This window comes from Paenibacillus sp. CAA11 (assembly GCF_003060825.1).
Classification (GTDB): Bacteria; Bacillota; Bacilli; order Paenibacillales; family Paenibacillaceae; genus Fontibacillus.
Window position 1 is genome coordinate 3,486,950 of the sequence record NZ_CP028922.1, and the last position, 21,585, is coordinate 3,508,534.

Sequence of the window (21,585 nt, forward strand, 5' to 3'; positions counted from 1 at the left end):
TTGAAATCTCCACTGAAAACAAGGAGTATAACTGTAAAATCCGGCTTATGTCCTACAAACCTCTGCTCCTGTGAACTAGATAAAAGTGATTTTTCAGCTTGACAATAGTCCCCAATTAGGACATGAGTAATAGACTTGATCATATGAAAAAAAGCCGCCCTAAGTTAGCAGTATAACCTGCTAAAAAGGCAGCCTTTTCTATCCGTAAATCCGTATAGTTCCAGTTTTCGAGTTATTACTTTCCCCCATAAGGGAAAAATTCACTGACTAAGTCTTGCGGAGAGATGGACACAAACACATGGTCCAGCTTCGTCTGTTCTGCAAACTTCATCACGTCGTCCTTATAATAACGAGGATCGATTAAATATATATCAGAGCATACCGTGGAGAGGAACGAAATCATCGGCACAGCCAGCGAATCTTTGACAAACATCACCTTAAGCCCATTCGGCCGGTCTTTGTTTGTAATATGCACCAGCCCCTGATTCCCATAAAGATAAGTAAAATATTTATCGCCGTTCAGCCCATATTCATCGCCTTTATAATTCAGCGGATAACTGGTCAGCAGCGCATCCTCAAACCGTCCGCTCAGGTTCGTCGTAAGCTCTCCTGTCTTGAAATAGAAGCTGTAATTCGTTCTGAATTTGGGATAGATCAGATCGAAATCATCAGCCCCGGCATAGTATTTGCCTGTCTTCCGTCCAAGTGATCCAATGAAGGCATCCTTATACGTAATCACATTATAGTTGCTGATATCCGTATAGAAGTGTTCCGGGTCCAGCGGCTTCTTGTACATCTCGTCCATGTGCTTGACCAGCTGCTCAAATCCCCAGAAGGCCGTGCGGATATGCCAGTGATGATCGGTATTGAAGAAGAGCTGCTCGGGAGGAATCCCGCTCTCCAGAAGGCCTTCACGTAAATCTAAAGTGTCAATACGATCCTGCTTCAGCTGAGCCAGAAATTGATCGGCAGTCTCGTTATTATAGTTATAAGGAATGCCTTTGGGCAAAGAGCTGTACCCCCGAACATACTTATCCGGTGTCATGACATAAGTGAGCTTGGTTCCAGATGGCAGGACTTCCTTAAGAGCGTTCACCCTACGGGCAAGATCGCCAGTTGGATTCGGCCCGGTTGCAAAATAGGTGAATTGAAGCTTGCCTTGAGCATCCTTAACAACCTCAAAATTCGATTCCTCGTTCTTATCCATCAGCGATTGCAGATAACCATAGCCCTCAATGAAGGCATATTTCTCATAGAAGTGATCGTTGATCGTGCTGTCCAGCTTATTAATGGTCCCTTTAAGGGCTGAGAAATGAAAATCGCTGGACTGCAGCGTCTCCTTGATTGGCTGAAAGGACAGCCTTATATTTTGAATCGCCAAGGCAAACAGAACGAGGATAAACAAGGCAGCCGTAATCTTCTTCTTGGTAAAATGTCTGTCCATAAGCTCTACTTCCCCTACTAGAAATTAAAGTAAATAAACGGATTATATGTACCCTTAACCAAATAAGCCACACAAACCAGGAAGATCATGATCATGCCGAGCGGGTACACAAGCTCAAACACCCGGCTGAAGCGTGCTCCCTCTACCGTAAACTTATTGATTTTCTTGGCAATAGGGGTCGAGAACAGCAGTCCAAGAATGAAGAATACGGCGTACTCTTTCATGAACATATAAGTAGTGTCACTCCAGAATCCCGTCCCATGAAGGCCAAACATGCTGGATAGGTAATTGCCAGCATCGACAAGGCTTGGCGAACGGAAGATAACCCAGCCGATGACCACCACGAACATGGCATACACATGGCGAAGCAATCGAAAGCGCGAAGTCTTGTCTACATTAAATACCTTCTCCAGTGCAATAAAGGCGAAATTGATCAGCCCCCAAATGACGAACGTCCATTCCGCACCATGCCACACCCCCGTCAGGCCCCATACAACCAGCAGGTTACGAATCATTTTATCCTTGTTCGCTACACGGGAACCGCCAAGCGGGAAATAGACATATTCTTTGAACCATGTTCCCAGAGATATATGCCATCTGCGCCAAAATTCCGAGATCGACTTGGAGATATAAGGGTAGTTGAAGTTCTCTTCAAATTTGAAGCCGAACATCAGCCCAAGGCCAATGGCCATATCAGAATACCCGGAGAAATCGAAATAAATTTGCAGCGTATAAGCAATTGCACCCAGCCAAGCCAGACTTACCGGAAGCCCGGAGTCAGAGCTCATGCTGAAGATGTGGTCGGCTACAATGGCCATGCTGTTGGACAGCAGTACCTTTTTCGAGAGGCCTGTAATAAACCGGCAGCACCCTACCGAGAACTTCTGCCAAGTCTCCTTGCGCTGTACCATTTGCTCCGCGATCGTCTTATAACGAAGGATCGGACCCGCCACCAGTTGGGGGAAGAAGGAGATATACAGTGCCACATAGAACAGATTTTTCTGTACCTTTCCCTGCTGACGATATACATCAATCACATAAGAAATCGCATGGAACGTAAAGAATGAAATCCCTAACGGTAGCGCAATGTTGGGAACATTAATATGGAACAGCGTATTCTCGTTCACAATGCTGAGTGCAAAGGCCAAATACTTGAATACAAACAGCAGGCCCAGATTGAAGATTAACATCAGGGTTAGTATCCATTTGGCCGCGGCCTTGCGCTGCCTGTATTTGTCCACCCAGAGGGCAAAGAAGTAATTGAATACGATGGAAGCCAGCATAATGAGTACAAACCAGGGCTCGCCCCATGCATAGAAAAACAGGCTGAATATCAGCAGTATGATGTTTTTTAGAATGAGAGAAAACCGCAGTGCATAATACAGCACCAGCACTACGGGGAGAAAATAAAATAAAAATACGACACTAGAAAACAGCAATTGGCGTCCTCCTTACTAACTTGCCATGTCAAAATCGCGGGAGCTATGCTTAAAAGCCAGAACGATCTTGGCTTTTTCGTCTCCAGAACACATAAAGGATAAGCACGAGAGCCAAGCTCAGTACCGATCCTATGCGGATAAATGACTTTAGTCCGCCGTGAAGCCAGGGATCAGATTCACGTGTTAAAGGCGACAGTTTATCCGGTGTAGGCAGCGAGAGGCTTGTCCCGTCTTTTTCCGTGCGCTTAAGAGTCCACGAAGGAACCAGCTTCACCTCAAAGGGGAAGCTCCATCTTGAGCCTACGTCCATCCGCATGGAGAGCTGGCCCGCGGTCACCCCCGCTTTCAGAGTCAGCTTTCCGTCAGCAGTAAGGCTGGCGTCCTGCTCAGGCTTGGCCAGTCTGAAGGACGCGGTCAGCTTATCCGGAAGTCCCTTCGGGCTGTAACCCGCGATAGATTCGCCCTGCACCGGCTTCTGAACCTCCAATTCGCCGTTTACGCGAACGCGTGCGATCTCATTGTCAGCTCGCGCCTCCGCTTTCGGGATTCCGCGAATATTCCCAAAGCGGAAGCTTTGCTCGGCCTTCTCTTCCAGACTCGTCGTAATTCCCCAAGAAGCGATTGCAGCAATCAGCTGGCTTGGATTCTCCCTCTCGGATGCAGAAGGGCCCTGCGGCAGCAAGCTCGCAAAAGGAACATGAACCGTCCCTTGAAAATGTCCCTTCAGCTCCAGGGAGCCATAGGTATTAAAAATAGCTTCGAGCCTCTCTTGTCCCGCCGTCTCCAGCAGGGCCATGCCGCCGATCGGTATGGTAAGACCGGTTCCATCCTGCAAGGTAGCCACAACATTCATCTTAAGCGGCTGGTCCGATCCATTTGCCAGGTTAAAGCTGATCTCCCCATAATTGTTCCAATTCCGCTGCCGATTCTCAAAGACATACGCTGAATAGCTTCCTTTAGCCAAATGCCGGGTACTGACGTGAACCTGTACAGTCCCCGCCTCCCCTTTCGGATTCACTGTCACCTTAGGCCCGTTAGACCACTGCTTGACCTGCTTCGGGTTCATATTTAGATCAAAATCTGCCGCTGCATGTGCCCGAAGCTCAGTTCCGTTCCCTAGTAAGAACAGCGCTGCCAGCAAGGCAGCGATCACAGCTTTAGAAAGGTTATACTTCCTCATACTAACCTCCTGTTTAAACATACAGCATCTCATTGAACTCATCCGAGCCCGGAGCATTCTTACTCCGGCTGCGCTGCTGCTGCTCCAGCACATATTGTCCGTACCACTGCCTCATAAGCTCTTCAAGCTGTCCGCTCTTTGCAAGGCTGCGGTAATTGTTCACCCGGTACAGAACGCCCTGCTTCGAACGGATGGATTCCGCGAAGCTTGTTTCCAAGACCAGATCGTTATCCAGCTGCAAGGTAAGCTCTGAAGGGATATGCTCTGAAGGCAGTTCAACAAGAATATATTCATAGTTGAAATCCATCAGCTTGACGGCGCCCCATTCTTTGGAATCCACCTCATGCTGCAGAGGAACTCGCGCCAGCTTGCGATTGGATGTCAGCTCCGTCTGACCTCTTTTCACAAAATTCAGACGAATGTCCTCAAAGGTGCTGATATCCTGATCCAGATGTTGTGGAAGGGTAGGCTCACGATCATAGACGATATGAAGCAGACTTCTCTGCTGCTCCTCGTCGATATCTGTAATTTGGAACGCGTACTTCCACCCGCCGTTTACTTTGGTGACGTGAGTCACCTTTGCCCCAAACGTGCTGCGGTCCCTTTCCGTAGATAATTGGATGTGAACTTCCTCGTCATACGGAATATACTTGGGAGACTCAAGAATCAGAGACAGCCCGCCTTCGGAAATATCGTGGGTTTTAGCCTTAATCACCTCAGCAGGGGCTGATATCTCGCAGTCAACGGATGCGAGGGTCCGTTCAAAGTTTCGAAGCACCTTTCTGCCCGTCATGAAGAAGATCGACATCAGGATGTTGTAGAAATTAATCAGCAGCCAGAACAAGACGACAATATACCCGATCGAACCTTCGGCAAACGTCATTCTCACACAGTTGACGATCCCGATGATCGATAACACCGCCAAAATAGTGTGAGGGATCAGCAGGGTGAGCTGATATTTACGCTCATTCCCCGCTCTGTCCTTGCGGGTTACAGCAAACTTCTTCTGCGTAATGCCGAACGTTTCTAGAATGACAGCCGGAAGCAAGGCCGGGAATAGAATAGTCTCATAGACATTGGTCCATTTGGTGGTTCGTATATTATGAGATAGCATCTTAAGACAAGTATTGGTTAGCAAATACATTGGAAGCCAGAAGACCAGAATCTCAAGAAGCGTACATTTCACAACAAGCACACTAAATACCGCAAATAAAATAGGGGACATAATATAAATCAATCGCTTGATACCGGAATACCAGTAGGTAATGGATGAAATATAATTCAATTTCTGGCCGAGCGTCAGCCCCTTCTTAAATGCGATGTGCAGCTTTCTGCCTGTCTGAATGCAGCCTCTGGCCCATCTTTGCCGCTGCTTGATCAAGCTTTTGAGATCAGAAGGAGCCAGCCCTGAGGCAAGCACCTCGCTCGTGGCATAACACGTATAGCCTTTGGCCTGAATCTCGATTCCGGTAGCGAAATCCTCCGTGATCACTCCTGTGAAGAAGCCCCCAATATCCTCAAGCGCCTGACGTGAGAGCATTGTATTGGTACCGCCGTAAATCACCGAATTGGTCTTATTTCTTCCAACCTGCACATCCCGGTAGAAATAATCCTGCTCGTTCGGAATGCGATTCTCCGAGTACAGGTTGTACTGGAATTGGTCCGGGTTATAGAAGCTCTGCGGCGCCTGAACAAAACCTACCTTCTCTTCCCCTAGAAAATAAGGAACGCATGAGGTGAGAAATTGATGACGTGGAATCATGTCCGCATCAAATGTCACGATCAGCGGAGAGCTTGAGTGCTTAAGAGCATTGTTCAAATTCCCGGCTTTAGCATGCTTGCGGTCTGTTCGGGTTAAATAGTTAATGTTCATCTGCGCGGCAAGCTCTTTCATCTCAGGCCGATTAGAGTCGTCGCATAAATAGATATGTACCTTCGACTTATCGGGATAATCCATATTCAAGCACCCATTGATCGTCTTGTAGAGCAGCGATACAGGCTCGTTATAGGTGGCGATGAATACATCGACATCCGGGTACTTGGATTCATCCACTGCCGGACGATCCGGATACTCAATACGGGTCATATTATAAAAATGAACCGCGAGCTCGAACATCCCGATCAGCTCTACGATGAGCAGCGCAAGGCCGGCGATCGTTGCTACCAGGCCATGGCCGAACGGCAGCGTGTAGACGATCCTCCAATAGATGTAAGCTAAGGATGATAGGATCGTGGCTGCAACCAGGATCTTATTGCGTGTTCTTGTAAAATTCAAATCATATCCAACCTCTCTTTCAGCCGGTTTATAACCCATGACTATATGACTATTTCCATATTATACTTAAGCACTGAACAATTTCTGAACAAGCCTAAGAAAAACAAGCAAAAAGACATATAAATGCCGCGGGCACCCATATGTCCATGATGAAAATAATCATTAGCCTTTCATTTCCATAGTACTTTTAGATTATAATAGAACCTCTTTATTGTAAAGTTACAAAAAAGTCAGCCATCCTATGAAATAGGCTTGACTGACCTGAATAATAACTGTTCTGTTTTAAGTTTAGACCTTCATCCGGTAAATCGCCTTGTTCTCCAGCCCGCGGATGAACGGCGTCCACGCCTCCGTATCCGGCGTCGTATTCAGGGCATCTTCTACCATCTGCAGCTTAGCATCCATCGCATCAATATGGTGCAGAGCTACCGCCTCTGCGGTTTGCGGTTGAACCGGGCTGCCCCATTCCCCCAGGTTGTGATGTGACAATACCAAATGCTGCAAGGCCATGACTTTAGGCGAATCCGGTTCAAGATTCAGACGGACGGCCGCTTCGGTAATCCAGCTTGAAGCCATAGCGATATGGCCGATCAGCTTGCCAGGAACGCTGTATTCGGACACGATGCCAAGCTGGGCGATCATCTCTTCGGGCTTGGCAATATCATGAAGCACGATGCCTGCCTTGAGCAGATCGGCATTCAGGAACGGCCGCTGCTTGCACAGAAATTCACCAAGCTCTAGCATGCGCACCATATGGTAGGCCAGGCCGGCAAAATAGGCATGATGGTGTGTTTTTGCAGCCGGGTAATGGGTCAGTTTGTCCTCCACCTTGGTTACGCAAAAATTGACGAGCGAGCGGATTTCCTCATCGGCAATGCTGTCAATCACCCGCTGGATTGCGTGGATCAGTTCATCCGGGCCAATTGGAGCAGATCTTACAAAATCGGTAAGACGAACCCCGTCTCCATCACTCGCAGGACGCATCTGAATGATCTTGATCTGCAGCCGTTCCCGGTATGTCTGTACAATCCCCCGAACCTTGACCAGTCCCATGGGGAAGAAGCTTTCTTTATCGGTAGACGAAGCATCCCACAGCTTGGCTGTCAGCTGCCCGCTGGCATCACATAATACAAGATCAAGGTAGTCCTTGGGAGGTGTTGCATTGGTCTGTTTAATTTCGAGCTCTTTGATCAGATAGAAGCCGACGAACTCATCCTGGCTTTTTAATTCCTTAATCAGTGTCAAAGCTTTGTTCCTCCTATAAATGATACTTCTATTATACTAGCATCTTTTGAAAAAGAACGTACCTTCTACAATGAACTTGCCTGCATATACCAAAAGGCCAGGGTCCATCGGCCCTGGCCTTGCGTTAGCATTCGTTCTGCCCGGAAGCGATGAGATCTACCCTACGGTCCTAAAGCCCGTCCCTCCTCAGTGTCGTTGAAGGCTGGAGCCTTTAGCTCATCATTTTATACCACGCCGAAAAAAAACCGGGCGGCAGCTTTTGCACCTGCTTATCCCTTATGAGATGATTCAGCAGCCAGGGTCTGGCGTCCGCCATTTCCGGCAGAAGCACGTCCTGATGCCGAAGCTTCATTGGGAGCATCGGCTGCAACTTGACGGCGGCGGTATGCGCCAAAGTAAGCAAGGGACACAAAGACTGCTCCGCCCACAAGATTGCCCAGCAGTACAGGCACAAAATTTGTGAAATAATCTCCCCAATTCAGCTCCCCTGCAAAAATAGCAGCCGGAATTACAAACATATTCGCCACGACGTGCTGAAAACCAATCGCAACAAATGCCATAACAGGGAACCAGATCCCGGCAAACTTGCCTACGGAATCTTTGCTGCCATTAGCCAACCAGATCGCCAGACAGACGAGCCAGTTACAGCCAATTGCCGAAATGAACGCCTCTGTAAAGCCTTCATGAACCTTGGCATGGGCAATGGCGAGGGTCTTGGCCAAATAATCCCCTTCGGTCAGGCCAACAATGTGGCCAAAGAAATAAGCTACAAAAATTGCGCCCACAAAATTCATTGCAAGAACAATAATCCAGTTCTTCAGTACATCAACAAACCGGATTTTACGAGCAAACCATGCCAGTGACATCGTCATCATATTGCCTGTCAGTAGTTCCCCTCCGGCCAGCACAGTCAGCACAAGCCCAATAGGAAACACCGAAGCTCCTATGAACCCAGTAATGGACCCCCAATCTTTGGGAGCGGTTCCAATAACTCGGATATCCAGAAGGAATCCTAAAGAGATGAACGCTCCGCCGAAAAAACCAAGGATCAACAGTGCGCTCCAAGGCAGCTTCGCCTTCTTCACCCCCGCCTCAGCGGTGATCTGCATAATTTGTTGTGGTGGATGAAAAGACATAAATAACCTCCAGATTATCATTAAAATGACAGCACAAAAAAACCACCATAAAGCTGGCCCTTTGCCTAAGTGGAAATTAAATTCCGCAGTGCAAATCGAGCTGCTTCCATGCCGGTTAACCTCCCTACAGCAACCTATAGGGGAATCAATCAACGATTGGTTTTTATTGTTTAAAGCAAAGACAATAACTTGAATTTGCTTCAAACCAGACTTTTGTCTGCTGCATGTTAAGATTATTCCAGCGTGTTATTTTTGTCAATATTGTGAACGAATTAAATTTGAAATTTTATCCGCCGATATGTGACATTTCTACCTTGGCTCCGCTGCCGTGGCCCATTCCGCGCTCCAGAGAATAGCGGTCATGCCGCATCTCCCAAATCCCGCGAACCCGCTCGGCCAATTCCAGATCACTGCCGCCACAGCGAAGCAGTTCCCGCAGATCATGTCCTTCTGAAGCGAACAGACAAGTATAGAGCTTCCCTTCAGCGGACAGGCGCGCACGTGTACAAGAAGAACAGAAAGCCTCAGACACGGACGAAATAAATCCGATTTCTCCCCCTCCGTCCGTAAAGCGATACCTCGTAGCAACCTCTCCCGGATAATTCGGCGCAAGCGCCTCTAGCGGCCATACGGCACCGATGCGCTCCAGCAGCTCCTGCTTGCTGACCACCTGCTGCCGATTCCATCCGTTGGTATTGCCAACATCCATATATTCAACCATCCGCAGAATAATGCCCTTATTGCGGAAATATTCCACCATGGGCAGGACGGACTGGTCATTTACACCTTTCTGGACCACCATGTTCACCTTCACCACGAGACCGGCTTCCTTCGCGGCATCAATCCCGGCAAGTACCGGATTTACTCCGGATCGCCCTCCGTTCATATACCTGAAGGTCTCCTCATCCAGTGAATCCAGGCTGATCGTCGCTCTCTGCAGACCTGCAGCCCGAAGAGCCGCTGCTTTCTTAGCCAGCAGACTTCCATTGGTCGTCAGCGAAATATCCTCCGCCCCCTCGATCCCGGCAAGCCTTGCCACAATCTCTGGCAAGTCCTTGCGCAGCAACGGCTCGCCGCCGGTAATTCGCAGCTTGCGAACCCCCAAGTTCACAAAAATCCGCCCCAGGCGCTCAATCTCCTCTGCAGTGAGTACACTCTCCCTCGGAAGAAACGCATAGTTCTCGTCAAAAATTTCTGCAGGCATGCAGTAACGGCAGCGGAAATTGCAGCGATCCGTTACCGAGATCCGCAGGTCCCGCATGATTCGGCTGTGTTTATCATATGCTGTCAAAGATGCCCTCTCCATTTCTCGCTACCAAGCGAAGCTTGTTATTGTGTAGTCCCTAGAATAACACAACACCTTAGTTCGTGTCTTCATAATCCGCAATTCGCTCCGGATGAGTGTAGACATTACAAGAGTCATTGCGGATAAAGCCTACGGTGGTGATGCCGAGCTGATCAGCGAGGTCCAGAGCCAGCGCTGTTGGCGCCGATTTGGACAGGACGACCTCACAGCCGATCTTGGCGACCTTGAGCAGAATTTCAGAGGAGATTCTGCCGCTGAATGCAATAATTTTGTCCTTCAGCTCAAGGCCGTGCTTTAAGCAGTGACCATAAATTTTGTCAAGCGCATTATGCCTCCCGATATCACAGCGAGCCAGCAGAATGCCCTGATGGTCACATAATGCGGCGTTGTGCACGCCCCCTGTACGGCGGAATAAATCAGCATGCATCAACACGTCATTCATCAGCCGGAAGCAATCCTCGAAGGTAAGCTTAACATTCACACCATCCATGATCCTCGCGTTTCGCGCATCGTTGAAGAACACGAATCCGGAGCGGCTCATACCGCAGCAGGATGTAATGTAGCGCTTTGCAGACATTTTCTGATGCAGCGGATTCCACCGCTCGGTCCGAATATGAACAAAGCCTTCCTCCTCCTGCACCCACAGCTCCTGGATATCGGCATACTCCTTGATCATTCCTTCGGATGCTAAATACCCGATAGCCATGTCTTCGATATATTCGGGAGAGCATACCAAAGTAGCTAGTTCCTCCCCGTTGACCTTCAAGGTAACCGGGTGTTCCGTTACGATCAGATCCTCTTCATGCGTAATTCGCCCACGCTGATAGCGCACTACATGATTGGCGCGCTGCATTTTCATGGCTTCTCATCCTTGCTCAATATTTTTTTCGAAAATAAAAACCGAGATGGCAACATCCTCATCCACTTTAATATCCGTGAACAAATGAACCAGCTTAGAGCCGCACAGCTCCTCCATCCCGTCAGGAACATGATTGTCGTACAGCTTCTTGATCATGTGTGTTCTTGCATTGTGCACCATCTGAATCCCTTCCGGCGTATTAGCTATAAACTTCTCCGTCGGGGTAAAGTTGCCGTACATCTTCGTGATCGCCATATTCTCAACAAAAGTCGTATGGATTCGCTCAGGTCCTTTGCCAAAGGTATCCTTCCGAACCTTCCTTACAATCTCATTGAAAGCGGCCTCTTTCTTCAAATGAATCCCTCCAAGGGATAACTCCCGTATTTAATCAAACTCCATTTTAGGCGTCTTACCATTAAAGATGCAGTCTTGTTTTTTTTTCGAAGAGGAGTATAATCTTGATAGTCATAAAATTGTCATATATTATTGGATTGATCCGTTAGTAGGTCATTGCTAATGAATTACTCCACTTTAAATATACGGTCCGAGACTTCGGGCTGTACATTTGAGGTGGAGTTTTTTTATGACTTTTTTTCCAGGGGAAACGAAACCGAACAAGAGTTAAGCGCCACTGAGGCAAAAAGAAGTAAAGGAGTATCCGTATGAACGAGCAATCTATCAAGATTAGTGTCAACGGGGAGAACTACGAGGCGAAGCAGGGGATGTCCGTACTGGAAGTTATTAACCTGGCGGAGATCGCCCATCCACAGATCTGCCATGTGCCGGAAGTCGACCCGATTCAGACCTGTGATACCTGTATCGTGGAGATTAATGGGCAGCTGAAGCGGGCCTGTTCCACCCCCGCAGCAGAAGGTATGAGGATCAGCACAAATTCAGAAGCCGCCAAAGCCGCACAGACAGAAGGCATGGATCGGCTGCTGGAGAATCACATGCTGTACTGTACCGTGTGTGACAATAACAACGGTAACTGTAAACTGCATAATACCGTGGAAATGATGGAGATTGAGCACCAGAAATATCCATACCGCCCAAAGGTATCGCCAGCGGAAGTAGATATGTCACATCCCTTCTATCGCTATGATCCGAATCAATGTATTGCCTGCGGACAATGCGTAGAGGTTTGTCAGAACCTCCAAGTTAATGAAACCCTTTCCATAGATTGGGAGGCCGATATCCCCCGTGTGATTTGGGATCAGGGCTCCGCGATTAATGATTCGTCCTGTGTAAGCTGCGGCCAGTGTGTCACGATTTGTCCGTGCAACGCACTGATGGAGAAATCCATGCTCGGCGAAGCCGGCTTCATGTCCGGTGTGGGCGAGGAAGTGCTGGAGCCGATGATCGACATCGTTAAGGCTGTTGAGCCTGGCTATAGCGGAGTGTTCGCTATCTCTGAGATCGAAGCTGCAATGCGGGACACTCGTACGCGTAAGACCAAGACGGTCTGCACCTTCTGCGGGGTAGGCTGCTCCTTCGAGGTCTGGACCAAGGGACGCAAGATTCTCAAGGTTCAGCCTTCTCATGATGCACCGGTCAATGCCATCTCTACCTGTGTGAAAGGAAAATTCGGATGGGACTTTGTGAACAGCGACCAGCGCCTGACTACCCCGCTGATCCGTCAGGGAGATGCATTTGTTGAAGCTACCTGGGACGAAGCTCTATCCCTAGTGGCGGAGCGCCTAGGCTCGATCAAGAAAGAGTACGGCTCTGACAAGATCGGCTTCATCTCTTCTTCCAAGATTACCAACGAAGAGAATTATGTCATCCAGAAGCTGGCCCGTCAGGTCTTCGAGACGAACAACATCGATAACTGCTCCCGCTACTGCCAGTCCCCGGCTTCAGACGGATTAATGTCAACCGTCGGCATTGGCGGCGACTCGGGCACGATCAAGGATATCGCATCAGCCGGACTCGTTATTCTGGTTGGCTGCGCCCCAGCCGAAGGACATCCCGTGCTGGCTACCCGCATCAAGCGGGCTCACAAGCTGCACGGCCAGAAGCTGATCGTTGCCGACCTGCGCAAGCATGAGATGGCGGAGCGCTCCGATCTGTTCATTCGTCCAAAGCAGGGAACCGACTTTGTATGGCTGACCGCCGTGACCAAATACATGATCGATCAAGGCTGGCATGATGCAAGCTTCATTACCGATCATGTCAACTTCTTCGCAGAATACGAGAAAGTCTTAGAGAAATACACCCTTGAATTTGCTGAGCAGGAGACTGGTCTCTCCCGCGCGGAGCTGATCTCGATTGCCGAGATGATCCGTGATGCGGACGGAACCGCTATCTGTTGGGGGATGGGCGTTACCCAGAATATCGCCGGCTCTCACACCTCTGCGGCAATCTCTAATCTTCTGCTGGCTACAGGCAACTATATGCGTCCTGGCGCTGGCGCTTATCCGCTCCGCGGACATAACAATGTACAGGGCGCCTGCGATATGGGCACACTGCCGCCATGGCTGCCGGGCTATCAGCATGTATCGGATGATGAAGCGCGCAAGCGGTTTGAGGAAGCCTATGGCACGCTGATTTCTCCCGTGCCGGGCAAAGACAACATCCGCATGCTCGATGATATCGAGCTTGGCGAGATGAAAGCCATGTACCTCGTTGGCGAAGATATGGCTTGGGTTGACTCCAATGCCAACCATGTGCATGAAGTGCTCAGCAAGCTGGATTTCTTCGTCGTTCAGGATGTCTTCCTGTCCACGACTGCGCAATTTGCGGACGTCATTCTTCCTGCGGCGCCTTCGCTCGAGAAAGAAGGAACCTTCTCGAATACAGAACGCCGGGTTCAGCGCCTCTACCAGGTATTCGAACCGCTTGGCGAATCCAAGCCGGACTGGTGGATTACAACCCAAATCGCCAAGCATATGGGCTTCGATTGGGGCTATACCCATCCGTCTGAGATTTTTGCCGAGATGGCGAGCTTGACTCCGTTCTTCTCTGGCTGCAGCTATGACATGCTGGAAGACTGGGGCAGCTTCCTGTGGGGCTCCGCATCCGGTGAAAGCACCCCGCTGCTCTATACGGACGGCTTCTACTTCCCGGATAAGAAGGCCCGCTTCTCGCTGGTGGAGTACGTTCCTCCCGTGGAATATCCAGCCGAGTTCGATCTCGTGCTGAACAACGGGCGCCTGCTGGAGCATTTCCATGAAGGCAACCTGACGAATAAGTCGCAGGGGATTAACCACAAGTTCCCAGACGTATTCGTAGAAGTATCTCCTGAGCTAGCGAAAGAACGAGGTGTCGAAGACGGCTCCCTGGTCCGGCTGGAATCGCCTTATGGTGCGATCAAGCTGCGGGCGCTTGTCACCGACCGGGTGCGCGGACATGAGGTTTATGTGCCCATGCACTCCAACAGTCATGAGAGTGCGGTCAACCTGCTTACCGGATCAGCCGTGGATGTACGGACACACACTCCTGCCTATAAGCAAACCAAAGTGCGCATGCAGATTCTTAACGTGAAGGGCGTTAACCCGCTGCCGCAGACAAATCCTCGCTATAAGAAGCGCAACCCGCAGAACGGGGTTGAAGTTCAGCGGAAGTGGAACCGTCAGGATTTCGTATCGCTGGTAGACTAGATCACGGAAGGAGACAGACCGATGGCAAAACCCATTTCCCTTGTCAAAAAGCGGATGATTACCGAGGAAGAACGCCAGGAACAGACCATTCAGCGTCTAAAACAGCAGCTTGCCGAGAGCAATGAGGCGCTAGAGAAGTCCTTGGTCATTCTGAATGAGCTGCATCAAAGCGGCATTCTTGAAGCAGCCGAATCCATGCTGAAGGCCAAAGCCAAAATTGCAGAAATTGCGCTGGGACAAATCTCGCGTAAAGAGGTTACTAACCTAATCAATAACGGCATGGCTGCAGCCGGGGCTCTCACGAATATTGATCCGGCCCAGACATCGAAGCTGATGAATGGCTTGACTTCAGGCATTCAGGAGGCGAATGCCTCGACCGGAGGCGCCAAGAAGATCGGATTGTTTACGCTCATGAAGTCCCTTAAGGATCCGGATGTGAACCGGGCTCTTGGGTTTGGGCTTAACTTCCTGAAGGGCCTCGGCCGAGGACTTCAGGACAAAGATGAACCGAACGCTTAAGGCTATTTCTTCTATTAATATAAAATGTGCAATCTTTTCTCAGATGCATACATGAAGGGGCATTCTCTTTGCAGGAATACTGCAGAGAGAACGCCCCTTTGTCTATCGTTGTGGCAGCTTCTTTACATCTAACTGGTTATGACTGCAACCTTTTTTTTGCAAAAATATGGTATAAAGCGAACAAAAATTGTATTATATAACCATATCGAAAATCAAGAGTATTTCATAGATGCAGATATAGAAAGGACGCTTCGCCCCATGAGTGCATTACCCCAGTTTGAAGAATCGGACATCATTTGCAAAATGATTACTGACAGCTTTGAAGTGAACATTTTCAAGTCAGATGAACAAGGAAAGCTTCTTTCCAGCACAGTGAAAGACTTGCCTGCCCACCCATTGAAAAAAAACTGGCAGGAGCTTTTGCACCCTTATCTTAGCCAAATAGCCCCATCACCCTATCCGCAGTGGGTATCAACCCCTTATCTCGAAAACTTTCTTATTATTCCGATCGTCCAGTTTGAGTGGAATTTCGGGCATTTAATCATCGGCCCAGTCCTGGAGGCTGTTCTCACAGATCAGGTCGTTGACGGCCTAATGTATGATCATCGGATTCCCCAGGAGCGCAGAAAAGAGCTATTGGAATATTACAGAAATATTCCGATTTATAGCGGCACCAAGCTTCTTCAGATAGGAATACTCCTCTATTACTCCATTTACCGAAAGCAGCTTGATATGAAAGAGTTGATAGAGCATATGGAGAAGGACAACTCCCACGCCATAAAAGTGAAGGACAGGCTAAATAACCATTTGAATAAGAGTTATCAGAACCCGCCACAGCAGCATAACTACTTACTTGAACAGCAGGTGTTACAGTGTATTCGGGAAGGGCGTAAGGATGAGCTGATGCAATTTGCAGAGCTGCACCGACAGCATGAGGGGATCGGCATACTTTCCCAGAAGAGCCACCTGCGGCATCTGAAGAATGTCGGCATTTGTTCTATTACACTTTACACGCGGGCGAGTATTGAGGGCGGGCTTCATCAAGAGGTCGCCTTTCCATTAAGTGATCTGTATATTCAAGAGCTTGAGGAGCTGCATACGGCTGAAGAGATCTATACCCTGCTAGACCATGCCTTATCTGACTTTACAGGCAAAGTTCAGGAGATCAAGGAGCTGCAGTACAGCAAGCCCGTCACGATATGCAGAAGGTATATTTTCAACCATATCTACCAGCCGATTACGCTGGAGCAGCTTGGAGAAGCATCAGGCCTTCATCCCGGTTATTTATCACGTTTGTTCAAACGAGAGGTCGGTATAGGAATCAACCAGTACATAAGACAGGAACGGATTGAGGAAGCCAAGAAGCTGTTAAAATTATCGGATTATCCACTATCCAAAATTTGCTTGATGCTAAACTTTAACGATCAGAGCTATTTCACCAAGACCTTTAAGGCGATGACAGGCGTCACGCCAGGACAATACCGTAACGCCGCGCATAACGAGCCGGCCACTAGCTAAGCTATCTTATCGTCTTCACAGGAGCGGTGAGATAGGCTTGCGCCTCCTCTAAGCTGTCAAAGGACGCTGCCATACTGCCAAACATCTGCTTCATCTGTATTCTTAATGTCACTGAAGGGGCGTAAAATGCCCACTTCGCAATGCCATGCTCTTGGCTGATGGGCCCCAATGATGCCAAGGCTACAGCAACTTGTTGGGGAAATCTACGGCTTAAGCTTAAATCACCCAGCACGATAAACCCGGGCTTGGCCTGCTGAACGGCTTGTTTATAATACTCTATGTAATGAATTACTTCTTCCATGGTGATGCTTCGGATTGCGCAAGTAATCTGGTTGCTCTGTTCATTGTATGTAATCTCAAACATTGTACTTGTCCTCCTGTAACAACTTGATGCTAGATCTTTCTATTTGCGGTCTCTTGTCCTTAGCAGCTGGACCGTTCCATCCGGCAGCCAGCGGGCCTGCCTGCCTGTTCTGTAACTCTTTCTCTGAGGTCTCCAATTCCAGGGATCATTCATAAAAACATCTGTATCTGCCTCCCTCTCCTTGTCTTCGTCTTCCCATTCGAATTCCTTACCTAGGATCATTAATTCTCCCGGAATGAAGGCAGGCTGTAGGTGGCCGCATGAATCCAGAATGGCCCACTGCACACCTGCAATAGGCTTGATGCGCGGGAAGCGCTCCTCTTCCCTGGATATCAGCTGTATGCCTGCGATCCCTCCGCTCTGCGCCAGGCTGTAGCCAGCATACACTCTATACGGAGGCAGGCTGCCCGGCAAGCTGCCGCATAGTCCCCAGGTAAGCAGTGCACGAAGCGAGCGATTCTCTAACTTCATGATAGGAATGCTGAGCTCCGGGGGAATCAAAGTACAGGTGATTGCATGTTCATCAAAATAATGATACAGCCCTTCTGCATCCTTCGCCAGTTCTTCAGACACGATATGAAGGGTTGCCCCTGAGGCCAAATAAGCGGGGTAGCTCCAGCTAGGAATGCCTGTCTCCCACTGCTCAACAATTACCCCACGGTCATCGGGACTCAGTTCAAAATGCTGCCGATGCCAGGAAGCAAGCTGGACCAGCGTACGATGATCATAAACCCTCCTTTTCGCCACCCCCTCTGTATCGAAACTGTACAGCACACAGGCTCTGTCAAAAGCGGCCGGGCTTTTAGCAGGAGCACAAACAGCAGCCGGCTTCTGTAGAGCCTCCGCTGCATGAAGGGTTGGAATCTGAGTCGCCTCTAAGCGGTCATCAGGCTTTAGGAGCAGCAGAAGCTTAGCTCTGCTATTCTTAATCACATGCTGCGCCTGCTTCGCAGTGAATGACAGTGGGATGGGAATATAAGCGGCCCCGGCGGCCAGTATCCCTAACATAAGGGGCAGCAGAAGCAGATGAGGTATAACCTGAAGTGCAACGAGATCACCTCTGCCGATCCCATACCCGGTGATCACTTCTGCTAAGCGTTTTACGGCATGGTCTAACTGAGTGTATGTCAGCTTCTCTGTCCCATGAACGACAGCAGAATGCCCCGGCGTCTGCTCAGCCTGATCATTCAATAAAGTAAGCAGCGTCGCCCCCGGCAGCTCCGGCGGAGATGAGGCACTGAATTTGGTGTCAAGCTGCCGCTTCTCCTCGGAAGTTAACATCTCAACAGCGCTAATCGGCGTCATCGGAGTTTGAAGACCAGCCTCCAGCATATGATCCAAATGGCAGATCAGCCGGTCCACCATAACCCGGTGATAGCGATCGCTTCGGAACAAGGCTTCTACTTGAATTCCACCTTCGGCGAATTTGACATTAAGCAGAAGCTCACATCCTGACTCTTGGACTCTCTCCTTCGTTGACTTCGTTAGTTTGAGTCCTAGGGCAGCCCGAATCGGCAAGTCCTTTCCAAGAGAAGCGGACAAATTAACAAATTCCTGCGGTGCTATAGCTCGCTGGCCTTCCTGATCTATGCTGTCCTTCATCTGCTCGAAGGCAAACCCCAGCGGCCAGTTCAAGCCGAATTGAAGCTCCAGTGGGATCACTTGATCAGGCTGAGTGGTGATGGCTGCCAGCCACACGGCATGGCTTCCGTAGTAACGCTGAAGCACAAGACCCAAAGCCGTGCAGCATGCTGCCAAACGGTGTTCTGCTGACATGGCCAGCAGGCGCTGCCCGCCGAGCGAATAGGCCTTAATTATCGAGCCTTCGGTTATTTCATAGCCTGGATCTGATGATAAAGCTGGCACTGGAAGATCATTTACAAGGCTATCCTGGGTCTCTGTGCTTTGAAGACGGTGCCTCCAATATTCCAAATTATTTAACGGCTTGTCAGCCTCAATTATATTTCCCGGAGACATAGGATCCCCCCATTCTCGCATTGCCGTTCTTCACATTAACATAAAAAAAATAACCCGCCGCCAAGGAGAGTTACAAACATGGTTACGCCCAAGGACTCGGCAGCTGGCTGGCTGATGCAACAATTTTGCATGTAAGCCCCTAAAGCTTTGCGTCACCGCCTTCCGACGGGTTTGCCTTTTATAGATAAATAAATAATAATATTGCCAATTATGTAAATATAAATTGTATATTTTGGACTACCGGACTATTTCAAAAAATGACTATAGTATAATATATCTATGTATTATATTACCATAATGAGCTTACTTTACAATACACTCCCCTGGGATTTTGTATTTTTATGTCGAAAAATATCTTAGGTATAGCAAAAAAAGACCGCATTTCTGCGGTCTATGCCTATATTCATGTTATATGAATCTATGAATTAAAGTTATCCTTCAGATTATTCAACGCCATCCTTGAAATGGCTGCTCCAATGTTTATCGCCTTTATGATTAAGGTCTTCCGCAGTCTTCTCCAAAGTTTGCAGCAGCGCTTCCTTTACTTTGGCCACAGTCTCACGAAATACGGTCACCTCAGAGCCTTTAATCTTCTCTCCGTACAAAGCTTGCGCGGCATTGTATTCCCGATGCTCTTCCACCAGGTTCTCAATCGAAGCAAGTGCGTGTTCAACAAAATGAGTGAGCGTGTGATGCTCCTTCGAAAGAGACTGCTTCAAATCCTGAACTTTTGCTAATGTTGCCATAACAGATCACCTCTATAATAAATTGTAAATTTACAATCTGAAAAATTTCACGAAATTTTCAACAAATTCATTTTAATATGTAATAATTTATATTGCAATTAGAAAATTATTGTTTTATGAAATTTTTTATAAATGAGACCTATTTGCAAATGCAAGCTCAAACGAAGCGTAAAGAGCTGATTCGAGAAGATGAGCGATGGTTTTTGGGAAGTACGCCGAATTTTGTTGAGCGCTTTCATGAGGAAGGGTTGCAGAATTCAGAAGGGTAGTTATGTTTCTTACCAGGGGGATGCTGTACAATATTTCGTGGACACTTGATTTCGATCCAGAGAATGAATATGGCGAAAGCCTTAATTTGAAATTCTGTATCGGTGAATCTGTCATGGAGGCTTATTCGGTAATCAGTCAGCTATTCAGTTGGACTTTTTGTATTCATAGGGCGTTTTCCCCATGACTTCCTTAAATGCTTTTCTAAAGGACTTCACGTTAGGGAACCCGGTCTCATAGGAAATCTCAGTAAGCGATTTGTTCGTTGTATCCAGCAGCTCGATCGCCTTTTCCAGGCAAAGGATCTGCTTGTATTCCATAAATGTCTGGCCAGTGTATTCATGAAACATCCGGGACAAATAAGCCTTGGAATAACCGCATGTGCGAGCTGTTTCAGCCAAGCTAATATTTTCAGTATAGTGCTCTTTTATAAAATCCAAAATATCTTGAATTTTTTGCTGTTTGGCACTGCTGGTAGCGGATGTAATCTCGGCTATCTGGCCAAAATGTTGCACCAACCAATATTTGAGCTCAATGACCCGGCTCTGGGCCAGAATATAGTCATAGGTTCCTGTAGATATTTGCAGGTTATATATTTCCATTAGCAACGCTCTCAGGTTGGAGAGGATCGACTCTTCCAGCTGTCCTTCAGATGTGTTCAACTGAATGATAATCTGTTCGCCGGCAAAAAAGGATTCCGAAAAATGCAGCACAAGCACACGGTTCTCCGTAAGACTTTGAGTCGAGTGAGGGACATTGCTGTTAATGAACAACAAATCCTGATCCGTCAAAGTGGTTACTTTCCCTTCATGCCATACTCGCAGGCTTCCGCTAATACAGTAAATCAGCTCCATATTGCTGTGAAAATGCATCGGAATAACTCTCTCTGTATTGCTGGCTTGAAAAATAAAAAGGTTTATCAGTTTTTTTCGATCTATTTCAATATGTTCATACATCTTTTTCATTTTAACACCCCGTTAACAAGCCATGAACAATGAACCTGCGTGTTTCCTTGAAACTATACCCTGTTTCTTTATCTATTACTATATCTATAGCAAAATGCGTAATCAAGCAACATCGTATTAAAATGAAGGAACAACAAAAAAGAAGGCAGCTTTCTGCATAAGCGGATCACTGCCTTCTCTGAATGGCTTGTACATTCCAAGGAAAGCCTCTATAGTACAAGCACTATCTGATTATGACTGTAAATGCACCGTCATGATTGGCTCCTTAGAACCGCTGGGTTTCTGACTGTTATGTATCTCTACACGTCCACCAGATTCCAGCCCATCCGGAACAATTACTGGGCTAATCACTGACAGGCCCGCTGCCTTGATAGTGTCGATATTGAACTCGAGCAGCAATTGTCCCTCTCTTACCTTGGAACCGGTACTCACATGCGCTGTGAACCCCTCTCCTTTTAGTGACACCGTTTCGATGCCAACATGAATCAGAACCTGGATGCCACTTTTGTGCTCAATAATGACGGCGTGATTGCTTTTATCTATAATATAAGCAATTTTTCCGTCAAATGGAGCGTATACCTTACCTTCCGTAGGTTCTATAGCCACGCCTTCGCCCATATGACCTCCGGCAAACGCGGGATCAGGCACTTGTGTTAGCTCTACCACTCTCCCAGGAATTGGAGCTGTAATCTCCAGTGAATCTAATGCCTTTTTGTTTTTTCCCCATTGGAACATCCGAATCCCCT

17 protein-coding genes and 1 riboswitch are annotated in these 21,585 nt (G+C 48.2%); of the genes, 3 read left to right on the forward strand and 14 right to left on the reverse strand.

Annotation, left to right across the window (positions count from 1 at the left end):
* Nucleotides 1-235: 235 nt before the first annotated feature.
* From DCC85_RS16330 to DCC85_RS16370, 9 genes are all read right to left on the reverse strand, one after another.
* A complete protein-coding gene (locus tag DCC85_RS16330) occupies nucleotides 236-1,444 on the reverse strand; it encodes an alginate O-acetyltransferase AlgX-related protein (RefSeq protein ID WP_108466531.1) in 1,209 nt (402 codons plus the stop codon).
* Between the two features lie 17 nt (nucleotides 1,445-1,461).
* On the reverse strand, nucleotides 1,462-2,883 hold the full coding sequence (locus tag DCC85_RS16335) for an MBOAT family O-acyltransferase (RefSeq protein WP_108466532.1): 1,422 nt from the start codon (nucleotides 2,881-2,883) through the stop codon (nucleotides 1,462-1,464).
* 49 nt (nucleotides 2,884-2,932) lie between these two features.
* Nucleotides 2,933-4,063 (reverse strand): hypothetical protein, encoded by a 1,131-nt coding sequence (locus tag DCC85_RS16340; RefSeq protein WP_108466533.1) that lies wholly within the window; start codon nucleotides 4,061-4,063, stop codon nucleotides 2,933-2,935.
* Nucleotides 4,064-4,076: 13 nt separating this feature from the next.
* Complete coding sequence (locus DCC85_RS16345) at nucleotides 4,077-6,377, reverse strand: glycosyltransferase (RefSeq protein ID WP_108466534.1); 2,301 nt, start codon at nucleotides 6,375-6,377, stop codon at nucleotides 4,077-4,079.
* 249 nt (nucleotides 6,378-6,626) lie between these two features.
* The gene (locus DCC85_RS16350) at nucleotides 6,627-7,583 is read right to left on the reverse strand and encodes a 3'-5' exoribonuclease YhaM family protein (protein WP_108466535.1); all 957 of its coding nucleotides are present in this window, start codon (nucleotides 7,581-7,583) and stop codon (nucleotides 6,627-6,629) included.
* A 269-nt stretch (nucleotides 7,584-7,852) separates the two neighbouring features.
* Nucleotides 7,853-8,719 carry a formate/nitrite transporter family protein gene (locus DCC85_RS16355; RefSeq protein ID WP_108466536.1) on the reverse strand — a complete coding sequence of 289 codons (867 nt, stop codon included), beginning with the start codon at nucleotides 8,717-8,719 and terminating at the stop codon, nucleotides 7,853-7,855.
* Between the two features lie 286 nt (nucleotides 8,720-9,005).
* Nucleotides 9,006-10,025 carry a GTP 3',8-cyclase MoaA gene (gene moaA / locus DCC85_RS16360; protein WP_108466537.1) on the reverse strand — a complete coding sequence of 340 codons (1,020 nt, stop codon included), beginning with the start codon at nucleotides 10,023-10,025 and terminating at the stop codon, nucleotides 9,006-9,008.
* Between the two features lie 55 nt (nucleotides 10,026-10,080).
* Nucleotides 10,081-10,884 carry a formate dehydrogenase accessory sulfurtransferase FdhD gene (gene fdhD, locus DCC85_RS16365; RefSeq protein WP_108466538.1) on the reverse strand — a complete coding sequence of 268 codons (804 nt, stop codon included), beginning with the start codon at nucleotides 10,882-10,884 and terminating at the stop codon, nucleotides 10,081-10,083.
* A 6-nt stretch (nucleotides 10,885-10,890) separates the two neighbouring features.
* Nucleotides 10,891-11,244 carry a Na-translocating system protein MpsC family protein gene (locus tag DCC85_RS16370; protein ID WP_442789546.1) on the reverse strand — a complete coding sequence of 118 codons (354 nt, stop codon included), beginning with the start codon at nucleotides 11,242-11,244 and terminating at the stop codon, nucleotides 10,891-10,893.
* A gap of 302 nt (nucleotides 11,245-11,546) precedes the next feature.
* Between DCC85_RS16370 and fdhF the strand changes: the two genes are divergently transcribed.
* The 3 genes from fdhF to DCC85_RS16385 all read left to right on the forward strand — a co-directional run bounded on the left by fdhF (nucleotide 11,547) and on the right by DCC85_RS16385 (nucleotide 16,520).
* Nucleotides 11,547-14,483, forward strand: a complete 2,937-nt coding sequence (gene fdhF / locus DCC85_RS16375) for a formate dehydrogenase subunit alpha (protein ID WP_108466540.1) — start codon at nucleotides 11,547-11,549, stop codon at nucleotides 14,481-14,483.
* 21 nt (nucleotides 14,484-14,504) lie between these two features.
* Nucleotides 14,505-15,002: a helical membrane plugin domain-containing protein gene (locus DCC85_RS16380; protein WP_108466541.1), complete on the forward strand. Its 498-nt coding sequence runs from the start codon at nucleotides 14,505-14,507 to the stop codon at nucleotides 15,000-15,002.
* A gap of 258 nt (nucleotides 15,003-15,260) precedes the next feature.
* Nucleotides 15,261-16,520: a helix-turn-helix domain-containing protein gene (locus tag DCC85_RS16385; RefSeq protein ID WP_159081909.1), complete on the forward strand. Its 1,260-nt coding sequence runs from the start codon at nucleotides 15,261-15,263 to the stop codon at nucleotides 16,518-16,520.
* 1 nt (nucleotide 16,521) lies between these two features.
* On the opposite strand, the gene DCC85_RS16390 is transcribed toward DCC85_RS16385, so the two are convergent.
* The 5 genes from DCC85_RS16390 to DCC85_RS16410 all read right to left on the reverse strand — a co-directional run bounded on the left by DCC85_RS16390 (nucleotide 16,522) and on the right by DCC85_RS16410 (nucleotide 21,574).
* Entirely contained in the window at nucleotides 16,522-16,884 is a 363-nt protein-coding gene (locus tag DCC85_RS16390) for a hypothetical protein (protein WP_108466543.1), read from the reverse strand.
* A gap of 39 nt (nucleotides 16,885-16,923) precedes the next feature.
* Nucleotides 16,924-18,861: an AMP-binding protein gene (locus tag DCC85_RS16395; RefSeq protein ID WP_159081910.1), complete on the reverse strand. Its 1,938-nt coding sequence runs from the start codon at nucleotides 18,859-18,861 to the stop codon at nucleotides 16,924-16,926.
* Nucleotides 18,862-18,956: 95 nt separating this feature from the next.
* A riboswitch (cyclic di-GMP riboswitch) is annotated at nucleotides 18,957-19,047 on the reverse strand.
* A 257-nt stretch (nucleotides 19,048-19,304) separates the two neighbouring features.
* Nucleotides 19,305-19,607: a hypothetical protein gene (locus tag DCC85_RS16400; protein ID WP_108466545.1), complete on the reverse strand. Its 303-nt coding sequence runs from the start codon at nucleotides 19,605-19,607 to the stop codon at nucleotides 19,305-19,307.
* A 413-nt stretch (nucleotides 19,608-20,020) separates the two neighbouring features.
* Nucleotides 20,021-20,839 carry a helix-turn-helix domain-containing protein gene (locus DCC85_RS16405; protein WP_108466546.1) on the reverse strand — a complete coding sequence of 273 codons (819 nt, stop codon included), beginning with the start codon at nucleotides 20,837-20,839 and terminating at the stop codon, nucleotides 20,021-20,023.
* Between the two features lie 231 nt (nucleotides 20,840-21,070).
* Nucleotides 21,071-21,574, reverse strand: coding sequence for a PTS sugar transporter subunit IIA (locus tag DCC85_RS16410; protein ID WP_108466547.1), 504 nt, complete (start codon nucleotides 21,572-21,574; stop codon nucleotides 21,071-21,073).
* Between the last annotated feature and the right edge of the window lie 11 nt (nucleotides 21,575-21,585).